We start from the raw sequence: 14,995 nt of genomic DNA, 5'->3' as shown, positions 1-14,995 counted from the left end.
CGAAAGGGCCCGCCGCAGCGGTTGGACGACCGCGTGCACGGCGCCCTTGCTCATCCCTGTCCCCCTCACAACCGGGAATCGAAATGCAGCCTGGACGATTGGTGTGCCGCTTCCTGTCCACCGTGGGCTGGGCGACTCTGCTGGTGCTCGCCGCCTGCGGAGGCGGCGGCGGGGGCGGTGGTGGCGGCGGCAGCCTCGCGGGGCTGGTGGCCGTCATGCCGCCCGCCGCCGTCGCGCCGCAGCCCGCGCCCGCCGAGCCCGCGCCGCCGGCGCCCGAGCCCGTGGCCGTGCCCGTGCCCGTGCCCGAGGCAACGGGCCGCGTCGTCGAAGACAGCATCGTGTCGGCCAGGACGGGCGCCACCTACCCGCTCCAGATCTACCTGCCGGCCTCGTACGACGGCGGCTCGGTGGCCGCGTACCCGGTCATCTATGCGATGGATGGCGATGCGGTCTTCAACGCGCCGGGCACGCGCTTCGAGAACTTCAAGAGCGTGCTGGAGAAGCGGCACGCGCAGGCGATCCTCATCGGCATCGGCGGCACCGCGCGCCGCGAGCAGGACTACCTCTTGCCCGGCGCTCGCGCGTACCACGACTTCCTCGTGCAGGAGCTGGTGCCGTTCATCGAGGCGAAGTACCGGGCCGACGCGGCCAAGCGCATGCTCACGGGCCTGTCGTGGAGCGGGAGCATGACGGGCCTGGCGCTCTTCATGGAGGGGGCGAGCGGCACGCTCACGTTCTCGCACTTTCTCGCGTTCGAGGCTTCGTTCGATTCGCAGGCGACGGAGAACAACGCGCTGGAGCAGCAGATGTTCGATGCCTGGGGCACCAAGCCGCTGCCCGCCACGCTGGTGCTCACGCGCTGCGACAGCCCGCTGGAGTGCAACTTCGACAACGTGGACGACATGTACAAGCGGCTGCAGTCGCGCGCCTACCCGCAGTTCGTGATCACGGAAACCACCTACACGCAGACGCACCCCGGCACCGACCTGGTGTCGTTCACGGACGTTGCGGCCAGGCTCTTTCCATAGCGGCCACCCGGTCGAAAGTGAATGGCATCGCACCCGGGCGCGAGGGGATGGCATCGCGCGAGGCGTGGGCGTAAGCTGGTTGCCGGCCGGCCAGCCAAGGTGATGCACGCCAAGCGGCCACCGCTGCGCGCCGACTTGTGCGAAAGGACCTCCCATGTTGTCCGACTCGTCCGTCACGACCATGCTCCCCGTCAAGGACATGGACCGCGCCCGCGCCTTCTACGAAGGGTGCCTGGGCCTGAAGCCCGGGGGCCTCAAGCCCGACGGCAAGTTCGTCTACGCGGTGGGCGGCAGCACGCTGTCGCTCTTTCCCAAACCCGAAGGCACCAAGGCCGACCACACGGCGATCAGCTTTCGGGTCGACGACATCGCGGCCAGCGTCGCGAACCTCAAGCGCGCGGGGGTGGTGTTCGAGGACTACGACTTCCCCGGGCTCAAGACCGTCGACCATGTGTGCGTGCTCGGCTCGGAGAAGGCGGCGTGGTTCAAGGACACGGAGGGGAACTACCTCTGCATTCATGAGGACATGGCAGAGGGGTAGCGAGCGCACGGCGCCTCGCCACAGGGCCTCACGGTTGCTTCGCCGCGACCTCCGCCGCCCACGCCTTCGCATCCGCACCGGCCGCAATCTGCATCGGGCACGAGGGATCGGTCGCCGCGCGCCACACGGCCTCGGCCACATCCAGCGGGCGGGTCTTCGGGCCCGTGGTGCCGCCCAGCCTTGCCATCGTTTGCTTCACGAGGTCCGCATAGGCCGGGTGGTCGAAGCCGTGGATGCGGCGCTGTGCGTTGTCGCGAAAACGGGTCTCGGGCGACTGGCCCGGCAGCACGAGGCGCGCGCACACGCCGAACCGCGCGAGCTCCACCGCCATCGCCTCGGTGAACGCGTTGACGGCCGCCTTGCTCGCGCGGTACGACGCGTTCAGCGGCAGCGCCTTGAGCGTGACGCTGGAGGTGACGTTGACCACCACGCCCGAGCCGCGCTGCCGCATCTGCGGCAGCACCGCCTGCGTCACGGCGATCGTGCCCAGGGTGTTGGTCTCGAAGAGTTCGCGCACGGTTTCCAGTGGCGTGAGCTCGACCGGCGAAGCCGCGCCGAAGCCGGCGTTGTTCACCAGCACGTCGATCGGCCCGGCGGCCTCGACGGCGTCGCGGATGCTCCGCGGATCGGTGACGTCGAGCGCCAGCACGCGCAGGTGCTCCGAAGGCGGCAGCACGTCGCTGCGCGGCGTGCGCATGGTGGCGACGACCTGCCAGTCGCGGGCCAGGAAGTAGCGGGCGATCTCCAGGCCGAAGCCGGAGGAGCAGCCGGTGATGAGGACGGTTTTCATGGAGGTGTGGTCGGGTTGGTCGGGTTGGTCGGGTTGGTCGGGGTGGTTATTGGTCATGGCCCGACGATAGGCCGCCAAAGCCGGACGCACTAGAATCCCGAGTCCGAATCTCATGTGAAATAGTCCGGACATGGTCGATCCGCTCGCCGAGGTGGTCACGCTGCTGCAGCCCGGTGCGCGCTTCTCCAAGCTCGTGTTCGGCGCCGGCCCGTGGCACATCACCGGCTCGGATGCGGGCGAGCCCTTCTACTGCGTGATCCTGGAAGGCGGATGCCGCATCGCCATCAACGGGCGCGCGCCGATCGAGCTCCTCTCGGGCGACTTCGCCCTGATTCCCGCGACCCGCCGCATCGAAGTCTTCAGCCTCCAGGGGCCCCGTGCGGGCGCCCGCTCCCACACCAACACGCAGCCCGTCGCATTGGGCAATGGCGAATTCAGGGTCGGCGCGCAAGACGGCCCGATCGACACCCGCATGCTGGCCGGCCACTGCAGCTTCGGCTCGCAGGATGCGTCGCTGCTCGTCGCGCTGCTGCCGCAGTTCGTGCACGTGCGGGGCGAGCACCGGCTGGCCACGCTCGTGCAGCTGGTGCGCGAAGAATCGCGCGAGCAGCGGCCCGCGCGCGAGGTGGTGCTCGCGCGGCTGCTGGAGGTGCTGCTCATCGAGGCGCTGCGCTCCACCGCGGGCACGAGCGCGTCACCGGGCCTCGTGCGCGGGCTGGCCGACGAACGCCTCTCGGTCGCGATCCGCGCGATGCACGAGCGGCCGATGCACGACTGGTCGGTCGCCGAACTCGCCACCCGGGCCGCGCTCTCGCGCTCGACCTTCTTCGAGCGCTTCGGCCGCACGGTCGGCGTGGCGCCGATGGCGTACCTGCTCGCCTGGCGCATGGCGCTCGCGAAGGACCTGCTGCGCCGCAACGCGGGCAGCGTGGCTTCGATTGCGGAGCGCGTGGGGTACAACTCGGCGAGCACGTTCAGTGCGGCCTTCGCGCGGCATGTGGGGTGCTCGCCGACGCGGTATGCGCTAGGCGTGCCGGCGGCGGATGCGGCGTGAAGGGTGCGGGGGCTCGCGCTGCATTGCGGGCGGCGATTCGGTTCACCCTGTGCTGTTAGCCTTGCATGGTCGGCAGGGCCTCTGCCACGCCAACTCCGGCCATCGCGCCCAATCTTAGAAGTGAACTCACCATGACCAGCCCGTTGTACAACGCCTCCGTTCCCGTCCTGCAGCAGATGCTGCGCGCCCTGTCCGATGTGCTCAAGAAGGCCGAAGACCACGCGACGCAGAAAAATATCGATCCCAATGCGCTGCTGCAGGCGCGGCTGTTCCCCGACATGTTTCCGCTGGTACGTCAGGTACAGATCGCCGCAGACTTCTCCAAGGGCATTGCCTCCCGCCTGGCTGGTGCCGAGGTGCCGTCCTGGCCCGACACCGAGGCGAGCTTCGCCGACCTGCAAGCGTTGATCGCCAAAGCCTTGGCCCATATCGGCTCCTTCAAGCCTGAGCAATTCGATTCAAGCGAGAGCCGCGAGATCGTATTGCGCCCCGGCACCCCCAAGGAAAAGAAGCTGACCGCAAGCGCCTATCTTCTGCACTATGGACTGCCGCAGTTTTTCTTCCACGTGACCACCACTTATGCCATCTTGCGGCACAACGGTATCGAGATCGGAAAGCGCGACTACATGGGTGCCTACTGACCCGCTGCAGACAGGCGTTCAGCGGCTCTGGCCGCTGCCGCTCGATGGAAACCAAAGCCTCCAAAGCTAAATGATCGTGCCGCTAGTCGCATTGCATCCGGGCTATCGACCGAAAATTCCAATCACCGCATGGCCAGGTCCAGACCTATCCAATTGCAAAATTCAAAGGTGAGGAACAGCATGAGGAACGCAGAAGCGACGAACGCCGTGCCCACCTTGATGGATGTCAATACCACTGCAGCTGTCTTTTGATTCTTGTCCTTCTGTCCCCGGTCGTAATGCCACTTGACGGCTAAATACATGCCCACGCTGAGCACGAGAATCTTGAAAATAACAAATGAGATAGGGATTGAATTCATGATTTAAGGCTGTTGATGGGGACAGACGGCGAAGTGCCAAAGTGCGGCGAGTAGCTCAATAGGCCGATGAAGATACGGAAAAATCAATCTGATGAAACGCTTGCGGTGAGCTGAATGGGCATCCGCAAAGTGCGTCGAAAGTCGGGGTACTCTGCCGGCACCACAGAAGCACTCTCATCGTGATGTCGAGTGTTCCTCTTCCAGGCTGGAACGTACAGAATCAGATCAGCTGAAAATTTACGTATCAGAAGCCTAAGGGGGCCGGTCGTACTGCTGACCTGGCCGGCCAGCCGGCGCGTTCACGATGCCCGAACGTCTGCCGACCTCGGCCAATTCGACGTGAAACTGCTCGCGGCTCAATGAACCCGCAGCACCTCGAACTGCTGTCGGATCAGAGCCACCTGTATCGACACCTCGTCACCCTCGCATTTGCCCAGCATGGCCATGCCCAAAGGTGTTTCGCTGCTGATGACCTGAACGCGCTGAGCGCCGCTGAGCAACTTCATGCTGCCCCCATCCGGACCGAGAAAGAGCTGTTGCTGCTTGTCGTCGGAATCGACCAGGCAGACCAGCGCGCCGAGCTGTATACCTTTGCTGGCATCGTAGGGACGCGGGCGGAATTGGCGCCAATTGGCCATTGCCTGGCGGATGGCTTCGGCGCGACGAGCCTGGCCGGTGGCCAGGTAGGCGGCTTCGAGTCCCAAGGTGTCGTATTTGTTTTCGGCGATGTTCTCTGCGTGAGTCGCCGTTTCATGGGCCGCCCGCACTGCCTGTTCGGCTTGCATCAGGTCTTCGGCGAGCCGTTCCAGCACCTGCTGTTGCAGCGTGAATTTATCCATGACGAAAGGTAGGCATCTTGAACAAGCGGGGGTAGGTCTTGATTATGAAGGGGCCCACCGGGGTTCGACGCTTCTGTTGGCTGCAGGTTAACTTCAGCTATGGGGCCCAAAGCGGCTGTACGCCGCGCTCCAAAGCTGCCGTTCGATTGAGGTGTGCTACCTTGCCGCGTAACTTCGACAGGTAAGCCTTGATGACCGAAAAAAAGCAAGTTGGCACCATGCGGTTCTCGGAGCTAGTGGGAATGCTCATGCGTGAATGGCCAGACGAAATTTCCCTCGAAGACGCGCAGCCACCTACAGAATCTGGAGGTCAATACTTCCTCACGTTCTCGAAGATCGCTGCAGCGATTGAGGAACGAATCGACTACGCCAATGACCACTGGGCAAATCTCGGTCAGTGGTCTATTTCTCAAGCCTTCCACGAAGAGGCCAAGCGAAATTACAAAGAGGGGAAGCCCATTTTATTGACCCGCTCGGTATCGTTGGAGCGCATCAATTTTTACCTCCTCATGAGTCTTCAATCAGAGGGCTTCGAGGACGAACTGGCGTTATACGAACCGTATCCTCGCTGACCAAATTGTCGAAAGCACAGCGGCAATCGCGGGTACAACGTCTTTTCTTGCGACGCTGCGTAAAGTCGGTTCTTGGCCGACTGTAGCCGGTCGCGCCAACGTGGTGAACAGGTCCGAAGGACTCGATCAGCCTTGCCGATAGAGCGGACGCTCGGGGATCGATTGCTGTGCGGCCCGAATGCGGTCACCGATGAAGAGCAGACAGGCGCCTCCCCCGATCACGAGGGAGTCGTTCGACAAGCTGAGGTCGAGCGTTCGATCAGTTGAGGGGCTGAACGAGGCCTGCGAACGAGTTTCACGCCAGGACCGACATCGATGCCGCGACTTGGCTTGTCAGCGAGGAACCATGTCCAATGGTCGTACGCCGCTCGCCCGCGCAGGGTGCTGTTCGTGTGTCGCGCCCCCAGGATAGACAGTGAGCCAAAAGCCCCCAGACTTATGAGAGCTCAGATCGTTCGCTTCCATCAGTTGTAGTTCGGCGCTCACCATATCTGCAAAGGTGGCTGCCACCGAGGTTGGCTCACGATCCTGCTCGCTCCACTGCATCGGCGAGCTATCAAAGCTGCCATCTGCTAGAACATAAGTAAAGCAGTAGCCTTGATGAAACAAGAAGACCGCTGCACTTGGAGGTAGGGCTACAGATGCGCCAGTTTCCCTTATCAATTCTTCGGCGCTGACGCGAAACTCTTCAAGCTCGACCAAATCGGCCAGCTCACTGCCTCTGAACAAACGTCCAGGCGAGCGCCCCATCTGGAGAAGATATTCGCGGAATACAGCAGGGAATCTCCCTCGCAGAAGCAGCTCAGCGTTCGAGATTTCAGCTTCAGTGAAGCCAATGAAACCTATCTGGTTCGACTGATATTCTTCGATCAGGTTCTGAGGCGTTCGGCTGAAGACGTAAGGAGGGTTTTCTGCCAGGGCAACCAGTCGACGCTTCCAATTCGCAACAATCGCTTCTGCTTCCATGGGCCTTTTTCCTTTTCTGTTTTCAACGAAGACCGAGACTGTGAAAGTCGGCCATTGGCCGATTCAGGTCTGTGCCTTCCGCTTCGCCGTCACGCTCGCCATCGCTTCCTCAAAAACGCGGACGGACCGCACTTGCCCGTCATATTGATTCACACGGGCCTCCGTGAGCACCACCGCATCCTTGGGCCGCTCCTTCGCGATGTACAGCTCGAAAACTGCCTCGTCCCCGTCCCAGGATGTTCCTAGTGTGAGCTTGGTGTCGTCTGGAATGCGCTCGAACGGCTCAAGCGCAGTCCGGGTCGCAAGCCGAGCCGCCTCTTGCAGGGTAGCCAACGGAAGTTTTAATGGTCTGGATGTTGCCATCGGTGAAGATTCAGCCGCGCCGGCGAGTGACCGGTTTTGGCCGACTGTAGCCTCACGCACCGCTGGCACAAAGGGCCCACTGCGGTCTTCCGACATCGTCCAAAGCTGCCGGTCGTCGCGCCAACGCTAAGCGACATCTCCCTCCATGCATCGTCCAGCCAGGCACGCTGAATAAAATCCCGCGATGTCTCCCGCTTTAGTCCCACGCCCCCAGTGCACCGCTTGCCTGCGCCCGCTCAGTGCCTGCATTTGCCGCTGGGTCGCGCCCACCGCCCACGCGGTGGAGGTACTGGTGCTGCAGCACCCGCTGGAGGTACACCAGGCCAAAGGCAGTGCCCGCCTGCTGCACCTCAGCTTGGCGCACTGCCGCGTGGTGGTGGGTGAGGCATTTGCCGTGCCAGTCTGGCCGGTGGACGGCAAGCACACGCTGCTGCTGTACCCGGACAGCCTGCAAGATACCGCCCCGGACCTGCGGGTCCCACCCCCGCTACCGCCCGAGTGGACGCAAGCCCAGTCGCGCCTGCGCCTGGTCGTGCTTGACGGCACCTGGCGCAAAAGCCGAAAGATGCTCTACCAAAGCCCGCCACTGCAACAGTTGCCCCGCTTGGCCCTGCGCAACCTGCCGCCTTCGCATTACCGTATCCGCAAAGCCCATGGGCCCGACCAACTGTCCACGCTGGAGGCGACCTGCTATGCCTTGTGCCAACTGGAAGGCGGTGCGGCGCGGTTCCAGCCCTTGTTGGATGCCTTCGACGGGTTTGTAGAGTACGTGGAGCAGGCTGGCGGGCAGCGACGCGCAAACTGACAAGTCCTGCCCTCGATCAAGGGTTAAGGGGGTTTATTTAAGTGACCAGCTAATTGGCTGGTTTTGGCCGCGTTGTGTCCGCTGCCTTACTCTTCTGTTTGCTGGGCTTCGGCCTGGCGGCTCCAAGGAGCATCGGGCGCCTCACGCCAAGCCATCCAGCCTGGCTGCATTGCTGCAAGCTCAAGCAGCGTCTGGTCCCGCGCGACCATGCTCTCCAAAGTGACCAGCATTGCTTCTGCCATGTGGAACGCATCCCCCGTCAGGAACTGCCATCCTCCATCGTCTGCATCGCGTGATGCCATAAGGACGGGCTTTTCGCCATCAACGATGGACCGCACCGTGAAACAAACCACATTGGGTGGACTGTCGAACGGCCAACTCTGCGGCTCGGTGGTCATGCTGGGTCACCTGTAAACGTCTGCTTCTGGCCGAATGTACCTGTTCAACATTCGCACCGACCGCGAGGATGAGTCCACCATCTGCCAGTACAGCGTCACCTCAGGGACGGTTGGTCTGAAACGATGCGTGGACGGGGCCAGCCGGCGCCACGTTGCTTTGGCCGAGCGTTGTCAAAGCGCCGCGGATCGCGACGTTGCGAAATGACATGCTCGCCGCCCCCGAGCGATTGGAACTGGGTGCGGACGCGTAGCTGATCCATAGCATCCGCAGCTCGTAGGCGCCCCACGACATGAGGATGCTGGTGACAAGCACCGGCACAGAAGCCGCGATGAGCTTGTTCTTCCAGAACGCGCCGCGCGTCGCATGGTGGGCCTCGAATGCCTGGTCTTTCTCCATCTCTTCAGGGTGATGTCGTGTCGATAGCTTCATGGGGGTGGGTTCTTCAGGGGCGTCACTGAACGGGGATGCTGTGGCCTTTCTCGATCAAACCGCTGACGCTCAGGCGATCGGGCAGGCCCGGACTGCCTGCGGATCGCACGTTATGAGCAAGCTTGCCTCCGGCGGCTCCCGCAAACGCAAACCATGTCCCTGGCGCGCATTTTTTAAGGGCGGGTCCGAATGTGCAGCCGCACTCCGAGCTGGACGCCCGCCCCCATGGCGCTCGCGGCGCCGTCGCGAAAGTACCCACACCCGTCATCGTCGAGGGCGTACAGCGGTCACTCGAATCCTTGGATGATGGGTCCAACCTCAGGATGGTTATCCGACCAGCGCAGCCGGAATTCGTATGCATCAGCCGTGGCGTATGCGAAGCTGGATGCGTTCATCCCTTTGAGTGCGCAATGGTCAAGAAGACAACCGAACAGAAAAATGCAGAGGAGCGTCGCTACGTTGCTGCCAGTGGTGCAGCCAATGCAGTTGAGCTTGAGCCGTTTTTGACTGACCCCAATCAATCGATCCGCTCCGTGGCGGCCATGAACCCGGGTGCAGACGCAGAGATCTTGGATCGTTTCGCGAATGACAAATTCTGGGGCGTCCGAATGGAAGTGGTGCGCAATGCCAACGTCAGCCAGGCGACCCTGCGCAGGCTGTTGGAGCCTGATACGCGCAAACGCGGCGTAGTGCATCACGCAGCGCGCGCGAAGCTGGAAGAGCGCGGTGTGGAATTTGGTGTTGATGGCATGCCGGAAGATGCGGTGTAGAAAATAACGCCGCGTTTCCGAGCCCCCCATCCTCTTGGTGTAAATGCGCCGCGAACGTCGGCTTCACGCGAATTCGGCCACCTCGGCGAATGTCTGGTTCTGGCCGACCACGGCCGTTGACGGCGGCGACCAACTTCAAGCCCTCGCAAACTGCTCGCGACCCGATCCTCAATCCCACCAGCAATAAAGCGGATTGCCGCAGACGCCGTAGGCGCCAAGGCTGTCCGCATCCGGTCCCCAAAAACAGTAGTACTCGCCTTCATCGGGCTCGAAGACCAACCAGTAGCCCTCCGATCTCGCAAGGAGGTATCCGCTGATCCTGGACCCCGGTTGCCGATGGCGAAATCCCGGTTCGACAACTGTGGCCGACACCTTCTCTGCGGCCGTGGCGTGCGCTCGAATGCTCGAACGAAGGCTTTCAAAGTACGTCGCTTCGTCTTCACCTTTGGGAACGATGATCCCCGACGTGTCGGACAGGGCCGCCTCAAGGTTTTTCCAGTAAGGGTTGACTTCGTTCATGTGTTTGGTCCGACCGTACCCGATGCCCGGGTTTCTGCGAAATGCCTCCCAAAGAAACACCGAGCGCACTCATGGCCCAGAGAGCCTATTCGTGGTCCGAGAGTTCGACTTCGGCCTCTTCATACTGGCCCTCGCTGTCAAAGCGAATCACGACAATCGAATTGCCGTAGAACTTCTCGCTTGCGTCCCGGTATTCCAGATGACCACCCTCGGGAAATTCGATGCAAAGCACCTGCGGCGCCATGGAGGCCGCAGCCGACGGCACCTCGGCCAGATACCTGTGCCGGTCCTCCTCCGAGGCCTGGGAGCCTGCGGCCTCTGCAATCTCCCGCGCACACTGCAGCCTTAGGCTCGCCTCGTTCTTCAGCACTTTGGCAAGCAGCGCCTTGGCGTACTCGATGGATTCGGCCTGCTGCGCGCGGGCAGGGTTCTCCTCATCCAGATCGATGACAAGGCGAACGCGATGCGCGCCGAGTTCGACGGTGCCAACCCAAGCGGATTCATTCCAGGAAAGTTCGCCAAGGATCGAGTCATCGCTCCGGCTCAGAGGTTCTTCGGCGCTTGTCATGTTGACGCTCTCATGCTGTTTGCTGATCTGGATCGCTGGAGGAAGTGGGTCGCCCGGGTCGTCTAGTCGCGGCGGGGGTCCTGCTCGGGTGGCACGGGCAGGACACTTGGCTCTACGTCGATAGGCATCGTTCTGAAGCCTTGTCTCGCATCTTCATAAGCGGGACAGCCGGTATTTCGCGTTCTAAGAGCACCGTTGGCATAGGTGCACCTGATGGCCACCTTGCCGCTCTCAGGCTCGAATAACTCGACGGAGTTCAATTGCCCGCGGCTGAACCTCGTCTGTGCAAGCACAGCATTGAGGTGAGTCCACACGGTTCTGCAGCCGCTGTATTCCTTCTCAATTTCCCGGGGGTAGATGAAGATGAACTGGCCATGGATTGAGTTGACCGCAGCTGCGCGAGGCGGCGCCGACAGATCACAATTCTTCGCCGCAACAGTGTTCTGAGAACTTGCACCAAGACTGACCGCACAGAGAGCCAACGCACTCAGAAATCCTCGCGAAACGAAGAAGAAATTCGCCGCAGAAACCGAAGTTGAATCACGCATCGATCGCAGTCAAAATTTTCGCGCGGTCGACACGAAATGAACAAGGGCCATTCGGCCGCGAACGAGCGTGCTGATACACCACACCTCTTGCAGCCCGTCGAGTTGCACCGGCACTTCCTCTGCAATTGCCTCACGCAATTCTTGAACAGAAGCGTCGGCCATTCCTCGAATCGTCCCAGGCACAATGCCCTCTGCCCATGCAGATGGTGCCAGTTCGACCGACACGGCCTCCGCTTGGGACACATAGGTCCCACCTTCAAATTCAAGTACGAATGTGTAGAGGCTCATTCGAGACATGCGTCACTGCCTTTCGTCCATTCATTTCCAGAGCGTTGAATCAGGCACGACCGCGGCATCCGCATTCAGCGAAAACTTGTCGTGCAGCACACGCCAGCAACCGAAGGGCAGCTTGGCGCGCATGTAGTAACTGCCAAACCCGCTGCCGCTCAATTGCGGTGCCTCTCGTGTGTATTCATCCAGAATGACCGCTCGCCAGCGGCTCACGTCCAGCAACTCGCCTGTCTTCGTGTTCCAGCCGAGGTCGATGGGTGCCGTCAGCACTTCGGGGCTGCCGGCCTGGCGACGGGCGAGTGTTGCGACGTGCAGCTCGGGGTCCTTGAATGCCGGAATGCGCGTGATGGCCAGCAGTTCGAAGCCCATGCCGATGAACGCGGGCGCGACGTCGGAAATCTTCATGCCGAGCAGCGCGGCAAGCGCCCAGTAGTCCGCATCTCCTTGGTCGAGCCGCGTTGCGCAGGCGGCGGCAAAAGCCGATGCGTTGTCGCGCCAGACCTTGGCAAATGGCGCGAGGCTGTTCTTCAAGAGGCCGACTTCGTGCATGGCGCCGAGCACGTTGATATGGTCGTCGATGGTGTCGCTGATCGAAGCGCGTGCAGCCGCGGCGGCCAGGGCCCAACGGCCCTTATCGGCGGATTCTTCTGCGAGTTTTCTGAGTTTCTTTTGCATGCTGAATTGAAATGTGCGGTGAGTGGCGGCTCGTGGCCGGCCTCAGTCGCACGGCTGAAAGCGCTGGCACTCCGCGATGGTGTGGATCGACGTCACGGTGTTCTCACCGTCGATGCGCCTGGCGGTGAACTTGACCCAGGTGCCATCGGGAATATCGGCCAGCAGCGAGCGGTCGGGCAGCCTGAAGGTCTGCGTCGTGAAGGGCATCTTGGACCTGGGCAGCAGCTTCAATCGCACGTAGTGCTTTCCGCCGGGCTCATCGAACGAAGACGCGAGGCGCGCGCGGGTGAACACAGGGGGCGGCTCGTTGGTTTGCGCTGCGGCTGCGCTCATGATGATGACGCTCGTCGTCGCCACCACCATGGTTCTGCACCAGGCTCTCGACATCTTTTTTCCTCCAGATATTCGCGGCTCGATCGCTCGCATTCTGCATGCCAAACTTCGCGAACCGGGCTCGACGGCTGTTGTTCGACGCCCGTATCCTCATCTCCATGCGGCTCGACTTTATGGGCGAACCGCTGCAGCTTCAAGCGAGCAATGAATGAACGCATCGCCAACCAACCTTTTCGTTGACCAAGGGTACTTGCGGCTGGAAGGCTTCCATCCGAAGAAGCAGATCGCGGGCATCCGGCAGAAGCTGCTCGACGAGCTCAAGCGGCTGAAGGCATTGCCCGGCGGAAAGAGCCCGTTGGGTTCGCTGCAGAGACTGCCTGTCTTCCAGCAGATCGGAAAACTCTCCGCGCTCGTGAAGGTTCCGGGCTTGCATGCGGCGCTGGTGACGCCGAGCCTCATCGAGCGCATCGCCCAGCTGGGCGGGCGCGCGCCGACGGGCATCCAGGACCCGCAGCTGCTGCTGTCGCCGCCCCATCAAGGCACCTGGACGCTCGAGGGATTGAACTGGCATGTGGACATCGCGGCAAGACCGCAGGGCCCGTTGCCGGGCGTGCAGGCCTTCTTCCTGATCGACGACGTGGCGCCCTGCGGCGGCGCGACGTTGGCGCTGGCCGGATCGCATCGCGTCGACATGCCGGGGCGGCCTTCGGCCTCCCGGCTCCGGGAGGTGTTGAAGACAACAAACGGGGACATGGCGCGCAGCCTTGCGCAGCTGGGCATCGGCATCGTCGAGATGTCAGGCCGCGCGGGCGACGTGTTCCTGATGGACCTTCGCCTCTTGCACACGCCATCGGTCAACGCGACGAAGAACGTCCGGATGATGGCCACGGCGCGCTGCTTCTTCAACACCTGAACGCGTTGCCGACGCGTGCGGCGCGGTCAGCGCGGCAGGCCTGCAAGCCGGTGGAGATAGGCCGTTCGGTCGACTTCATCCGCCAAAAGAACACGATAAGAATCCACCCCTTCAGGTTCTCTGGAGTGCCGTGATGTCCGTGACTTTCCACGATGGAACGAATCTGCTCTACCGCAACTACACCAGCCACAGGGCCTGGAACAACACCGCACTGCTGGGCCTGAACCCCGGCCGCAGCTACGACAGGCTGCTGATCGACGACTACAACAACGAAGCCAAGATGAAGGAGCTGTTCGCGCGCCCCGGCGCGCAGAACTGCTATCCGGGCGGCCCCGGCGCGAGCAAGTTGGGCGACTATGTGAATTCGGATTCGCGCGACGTGATCGTCATCAAGGGCCTGCACCAGTGGGTCGAGAAACCGGGCACGGCCGGCCGGCGCGGGGGCTCCAACTACCAGTTGCACATCACCTTCGGCCTGGACGGCCAGCTGTGGCACCTGTACGCCACCTACTTCGGCGACTCGCAGAAGATCACGTTCAGCAGCCAGTGCTCGGTGGGCGAGAAGGTCTCGCACACCGACCATGAAGGGTTCAGCAAGCAGGGGCGCAAGAAGTAGGCTGAGGGTGCGTACGCGCCGCAATCGTTCGTCGTGTCGACAGAACAGATCGTCGACTCCGGGTACCGGCGCCTTGAGGTGGGCCATTACGCCACGGTGATCACGGCCTCCGCGTATTCGCTGGGCACCACCAGCCCGCGCCCGCCACCGATGTCCAGCTCTTCGAGCAACGCAGTGATGTCCCGCTGCAGCGCCGCCTGCCCCGCCGCATCCAGCGCGCCGAAGGCCTTGTGCGTCGGCCCGTAGAACTCGCGGAAGACCTGCACGAAGTGCGCGGCCGAGCGGTAGCGAAAGTGAAACTTCCTGTGCGCGACGTGCAGGTCGCGGGCGCGCGGTCCGAACAACGCGACCAGGTGCGGCTCGGAGCCCCAGAGCGCGGGCGAGCGCACGCCCGCGGGCGGTGCCACGTGGGTGCCGATGATCTTGAAGAGGCGGCCGATGAAGCCCTCCGGGGTCCAGTTGGCCAGCGCGATGCGCCCGCCGGGGCGCACCACGCGCAGCATCTCGCGCGCGGCGCTCGCATGGTCGGGCGCGAACATGACGCCGAAGGTCGAGAGCACGACGTCGAAGGTGGCGTCCGCATAGGGCAACGCCTCGGCGTCGGCGATCTCGAAGGTGACGTCCAGCCCTTCGGCGGCGGCGCGGGCGCGCCCCTTGTCCAGCAGCGCCTGCACGTAGTCGGTGGAGGTCACCCGGGCGAAGCGGCGCGCGGCGGCCAGCGTCGCATTGCCGTTGCCGGCCGCCACGTCGAGCACGCGTTCGTCGGCGCGCACGTCGGCGGCCTCGGCCAGGGTCTCGCCCACGATCTGCAGCGTGGTGCCGACGATGGTGTAGTCCCCGCTGGCCCAAGTGGCTTGCTGGCGCTGCTTGATGGCGGCATAGTCCGGTGCAGCCGCAGGAGCCGCAGGAGCCGCAACAGCGGCGGGGGTGGACGAGGGAGCGGTCATGGTGGACATGATGATGAATTCCTTCGAGG

The 14,995-nt window shown here is 62.8% G+C and carries 23 protein-coding genes; 10 read left to right on the top strand and 13 right to left on the bottom strand.

Features of this window, described 5'->3' with window-relative positions; all coding sequences use genetic code 11:
- Positions 1–83 precede the first annotated feature (83 nt).
- Together ACZYRS_RS14015 and ACZYRS_RS14010 are read left to right on the top strand one after the other, a co-directional pair.
- Positions 84–1,028: an alpha/beta hydrolase gene (locus tag ACZYRS_RS14015; protein WP_463419748.1), complete on the top strand. Its 945-nt coding sequence runs from the start codon at positions 84–86 to the stop codon at positions 1,026–1,028.
- Positions 1,029–1,182: 154 nt separating this feature from the next.
- Positions 1,183–1,569, top strand: coding sequence for a VOC family protein (locus ACZYRS_RS14010; protein ID WP_463419747.1), 387 nt, complete (start codon positions 1,183–1,185; stop codon positions 1,567–1,569).
- A gap of 28 nt (positions 1,570–1,597) precedes the next feature.
- Here the strand turns inward: ACZYRS_RS14010 and ACZYRS_RS14005 are convergent, their stop codons facing one another.
- Positions 1,598–2,359, bottom strand: coding sequence for an SDR family oxidoreductase (locus ACZYRS_RS14005; RefSeq protein WP_463419746.1), 762 nt, complete (start codon positions 2,357–2,359; stop codon positions 1,598–1,600).
- Between the two features lie 130 nt (positions 2,360–2,489).
- Here ACZYRS_RS14005 and ACZYRS_RS14000 point away from each other — a divergent pair, with 130 nt between their 5' ends.
- Together ACZYRS_RS14000 and ACZYRS_RS13995 are read left to right on the top strand one after the other, a co-directional pair.
- Positions 2,490–3,413, top strand: coding sequence for an AraC family transcriptional regulator (locus tag ACZYRS_RS14000; RefSeq protein WP_463419745.1), 924 nt, complete (start codon positions 2,490–2,492; stop codon positions 3,411–3,413).
- A 131-nt stretch (positions 3,414–3,544) separates the two neighbouring features.
- Positions 3,545–4,054, top strand: a complete 510-nt coding sequence (locus ACZYRS_RS13995; protein WP_463419744.1) for a DUF1993 domain-containing protein — start codon at positions 3,545–3,547, stop codon at positions 4,052–4,054.
- 122 nt (positions 4,055–4,176) lie between these two features.
- Here ACZYRS_RS13995 and ACZYRS_RS13990 read toward each other — a convergent pair whose 3' ends face one another.
- Positions 4,177–4,413 (bottom strand): hypothetical protein, encoded by a 237-nt coding sequence (locus ACZYRS_RS13990; protein WP_198786074.1) that lies wholly within the window; start codon positions 4,411–4,413, stop codon positions 4,177–4,179.
- Between the two features lie 356 nt (positions 4,414–4,769).
- Positions 4,770–5,252 carry a GreA/GreB family elongation factor gene (locus tag ACZYRS_RS13985; RefSeq protein ID WP_463419743.1) on the bottom strand — a complete coding sequence of 161 codons (483 nt, stop codon included), beginning with the start codon at positions 5,250–5,252 and terminating at the stop codon, positions 4,770–4,772.
- Between the two features lie 188 nt (positions 5,253–5,440).
- On the opposite strand from ACZYRS_RS13985, the gene ACZYRS_RS13980 reads away from it, so the two are divergent.
- Positions 5,441–5,824, top strand: coding sequence for a hypothetical protein (locus ACZYRS_RS13980; protein WP_463419742.1), 384 nt, complete (start codon positions 5,441–5,443; stop codon positions 5,822–5,824).
- A 333-nt stretch (positions 5,825–6,157) separates the two neighbouring features.
- Here ACZYRS_RS13980 and ACZYRS_RS13975 read toward each other — a convergent pair whose 3' ends face one another.
- Positions 6,158–6,790 (bottom strand): SMI1/KNR4 family protein, encoded by a 633-nt coding sequence (locus ACZYRS_RS13975; protein ID WP_463419741.1) that lies wholly within the window; start codon positions 6,788–6,790, stop codon positions 6,158–6,160.
- Between the two features lie 63 nt (positions 6,791–6,853).
- Positions 6,854–7,153, bottom strand: coding sequence for a hypothetical protein (locus tag ACZYRS_RS13970; RefSeq protein ID WP_463419740.1), 300 nt, complete (start codon positions 7,151–7,153; stop codon positions 6,854–6,856).
- Positions 7,154–7,337: 184 nt separating this feature from the next.
- On the opposite strand from ACZYRS_RS13970, the gene ACZYRS_RS13965 reads away from it, so the two are divergent.
- Complete coding sequence (locus ACZYRS_RS13965) at positions 7,338–7,958, top strand: tRNA-uridine aminocarboxypropyltransferase (protein WP_463419739.1); 621 nt, start codon at positions 7,338–7,340, stop codon at positions 7,956–7,958.
- 86 nt (positions 7,959–8,044) lie between these two features.
- Here the strand turns inward: ACZYRS_RS13965 and ACZYRS_RS13960 are convergent, their stop codons facing one another.
- A complete protein-coding gene (locus ACZYRS_RS13960; protein WP_463419738.1) occupies positions 8,045–8,356 on the bottom strand; it encodes a hypothetical protein in 312 nt (103 codons plus the stop codon).
- A 100-nt stretch (positions 8,357–8,456) separates the two neighbouring features.
- Positions 8,457–8,786 carry a hypothetical protein gene (locus tag ACZYRS_RS13955; RefSeq protein WP_463419737.1) on the bottom strand — a complete coding sequence of 110 codons (330 nt, stop codon included), beginning with the start codon at positions 8,784–8,786 and terminating at the stop codon, positions 8,457–8,459.
- A gap of 410 nt (positions 8,787–9,196) precedes the next feature.
- On the opposite strand from ACZYRS_RS13955, the gene ACZYRS_RS13950 reads away from it, so the two are divergent.
- The gene (locus tag ACZYRS_RS13950) at positions 9,197–9,556 is read left to right on the top strand and encodes a hypothetical protein (RefSeq protein ID WP_463419736.1); all 360 of its coding nucleotides are present in this window, start codon (positions 9,197–9,199) and stop codon (positions 9,554–9,556) included.
- Between the two features lie 168 nt (positions 9,557–9,724).
- Here the strand turns inward: ACZYRS_RS13950 and ACZYRS_RS13945 are convergent, their stop codons facing one another.
- From ACZYRS_RS13945 to ACZYRS_RS13925, 5 genes are all read right to left on the bottom strand, one after another.
- A complete protein-coding gene (locus ACZYRS_RS13945) occupies positions 9,725–10,075 on the bottom strand; it encodes a hypothetical protein (RefSeq protein ID WP_463419735.1) in 351 nt (116 codons plus the stop codon).
- 85 nt (positions 10,076–10,160) lie between these two features.
- Positions 10,161–10,643, bottom strand: a complete 483-nt coding sequence (locus ACZYRS_RS13940; protein ID WP_463419734.1) for a hypothetical protein — start codon at positions 10,641–10,643, stop codon at positions 10,161–10,163.
- 557 nt (positions 10,644–11,200) lie between these two features.
- A complete protein-coding gene (locus tag ACZYRS_RS13935; RefSeq protein WP_463419733.1) occupies positions 11,201–11,479 on the bottom strand; it encodes a hypothetical protein in 279 nt (92 codons plus the stop codon).
- A 30-nt stretch (positions 11,480–11,509) separates the two neighbouring features.
- A complete protein-coding gene (locus ACZYRS_RS13930) occupies positions 11,510–12,157 on the bottom strand; it encodes a hypothetical protein (RefSeq protein WP_463419732.1) in 648 nt (215 codons plus the stop codon).
- A gap of 42 nt (positions 12,158–12,199) precedes the next feature.
- A complete protein-coding gene (locus tag ACZYRS_RS13925) occupies positions 12,200–12,490 on the bottom strand; it encodes a copper-binding protein (protein WP_463419731.1) in 291 nt (96 codons plus the stop codon).
- Between the two features lie 4 nt (positions 12,491–12,494).
- Here ACZYRS_RS13925 and ACZYRS_RS13920 point away from each other — a divergent pair, with 4 nt between their 5' ends.
- The 3 genes from ACZYRS_RS13920 to ACZYRS_RS13910 all read left to right on the top strand — a co-directional run bounded on the left by ACZYRS_RS13920 (position 12,495) and on the right by ACZYRS_RS13910 (position 14,019).
- Positions 12,495–12,698 (top strand): hypothetical protein, encoded by a 204-nt coding sequence (locus ACZYRS_RS13920; RefSeq protein ID WP_463419730.1) that lies wholly within the window; start codon positions 12,495–12,497, stop codon positions 12,696–12,698.
- On the top strand, positions 12,699–13,403 hold the full coding sequence (locus ACZYRS_RS13915) for a phytanoyl-CoA dioxygenase family protein (protein WP_463419729.1): 705 nt from the start codon (positions 12,699–12,701) through the stop codon (positions 13,401–13,403).
- A 133-nt stretch (positions 13,404–13,536) separates the two neighbouring features.
- Positions 13,537–14,019, top strand: a complete 483-nt coding sequence (locus ACZYRS_RS13910; RefSeq protein ID WP_463419728.1) for a hypothetical protein — start codon at positions 13,537–13,539, stop codon at positions 14,017–14,019.
- Between the two features lie 86 nt (positions 14,020–14,105).
- On the opposite strand, the gene ACZYRS_RS13905 is transcribed toward ACZYRS_RS13910, so the two are convergent.
- Positions 14,106–14,966 (bottom strand): class I SAM-dependent methyltransferase, encoded by an 861-nt coding sequence (locus tag ACZYRS_RS13905; RefSeq protein ID WP_463422486.1) that lies wholly within the window; start codon positions 14,964–14,966, stop codon positions 14,106–14,108.
- Between the last annotated feature and the right edge of the window lie 29 nt (positions 14,967–14,995).

It is taken from the genome of Variovorax sp. AC194 (genome assembly GCF_979257995.1).
Note: the sequence above shows the minus strand (reverse complement) of the source record. Positions and strands in the feature narration are given on the sequence as shown.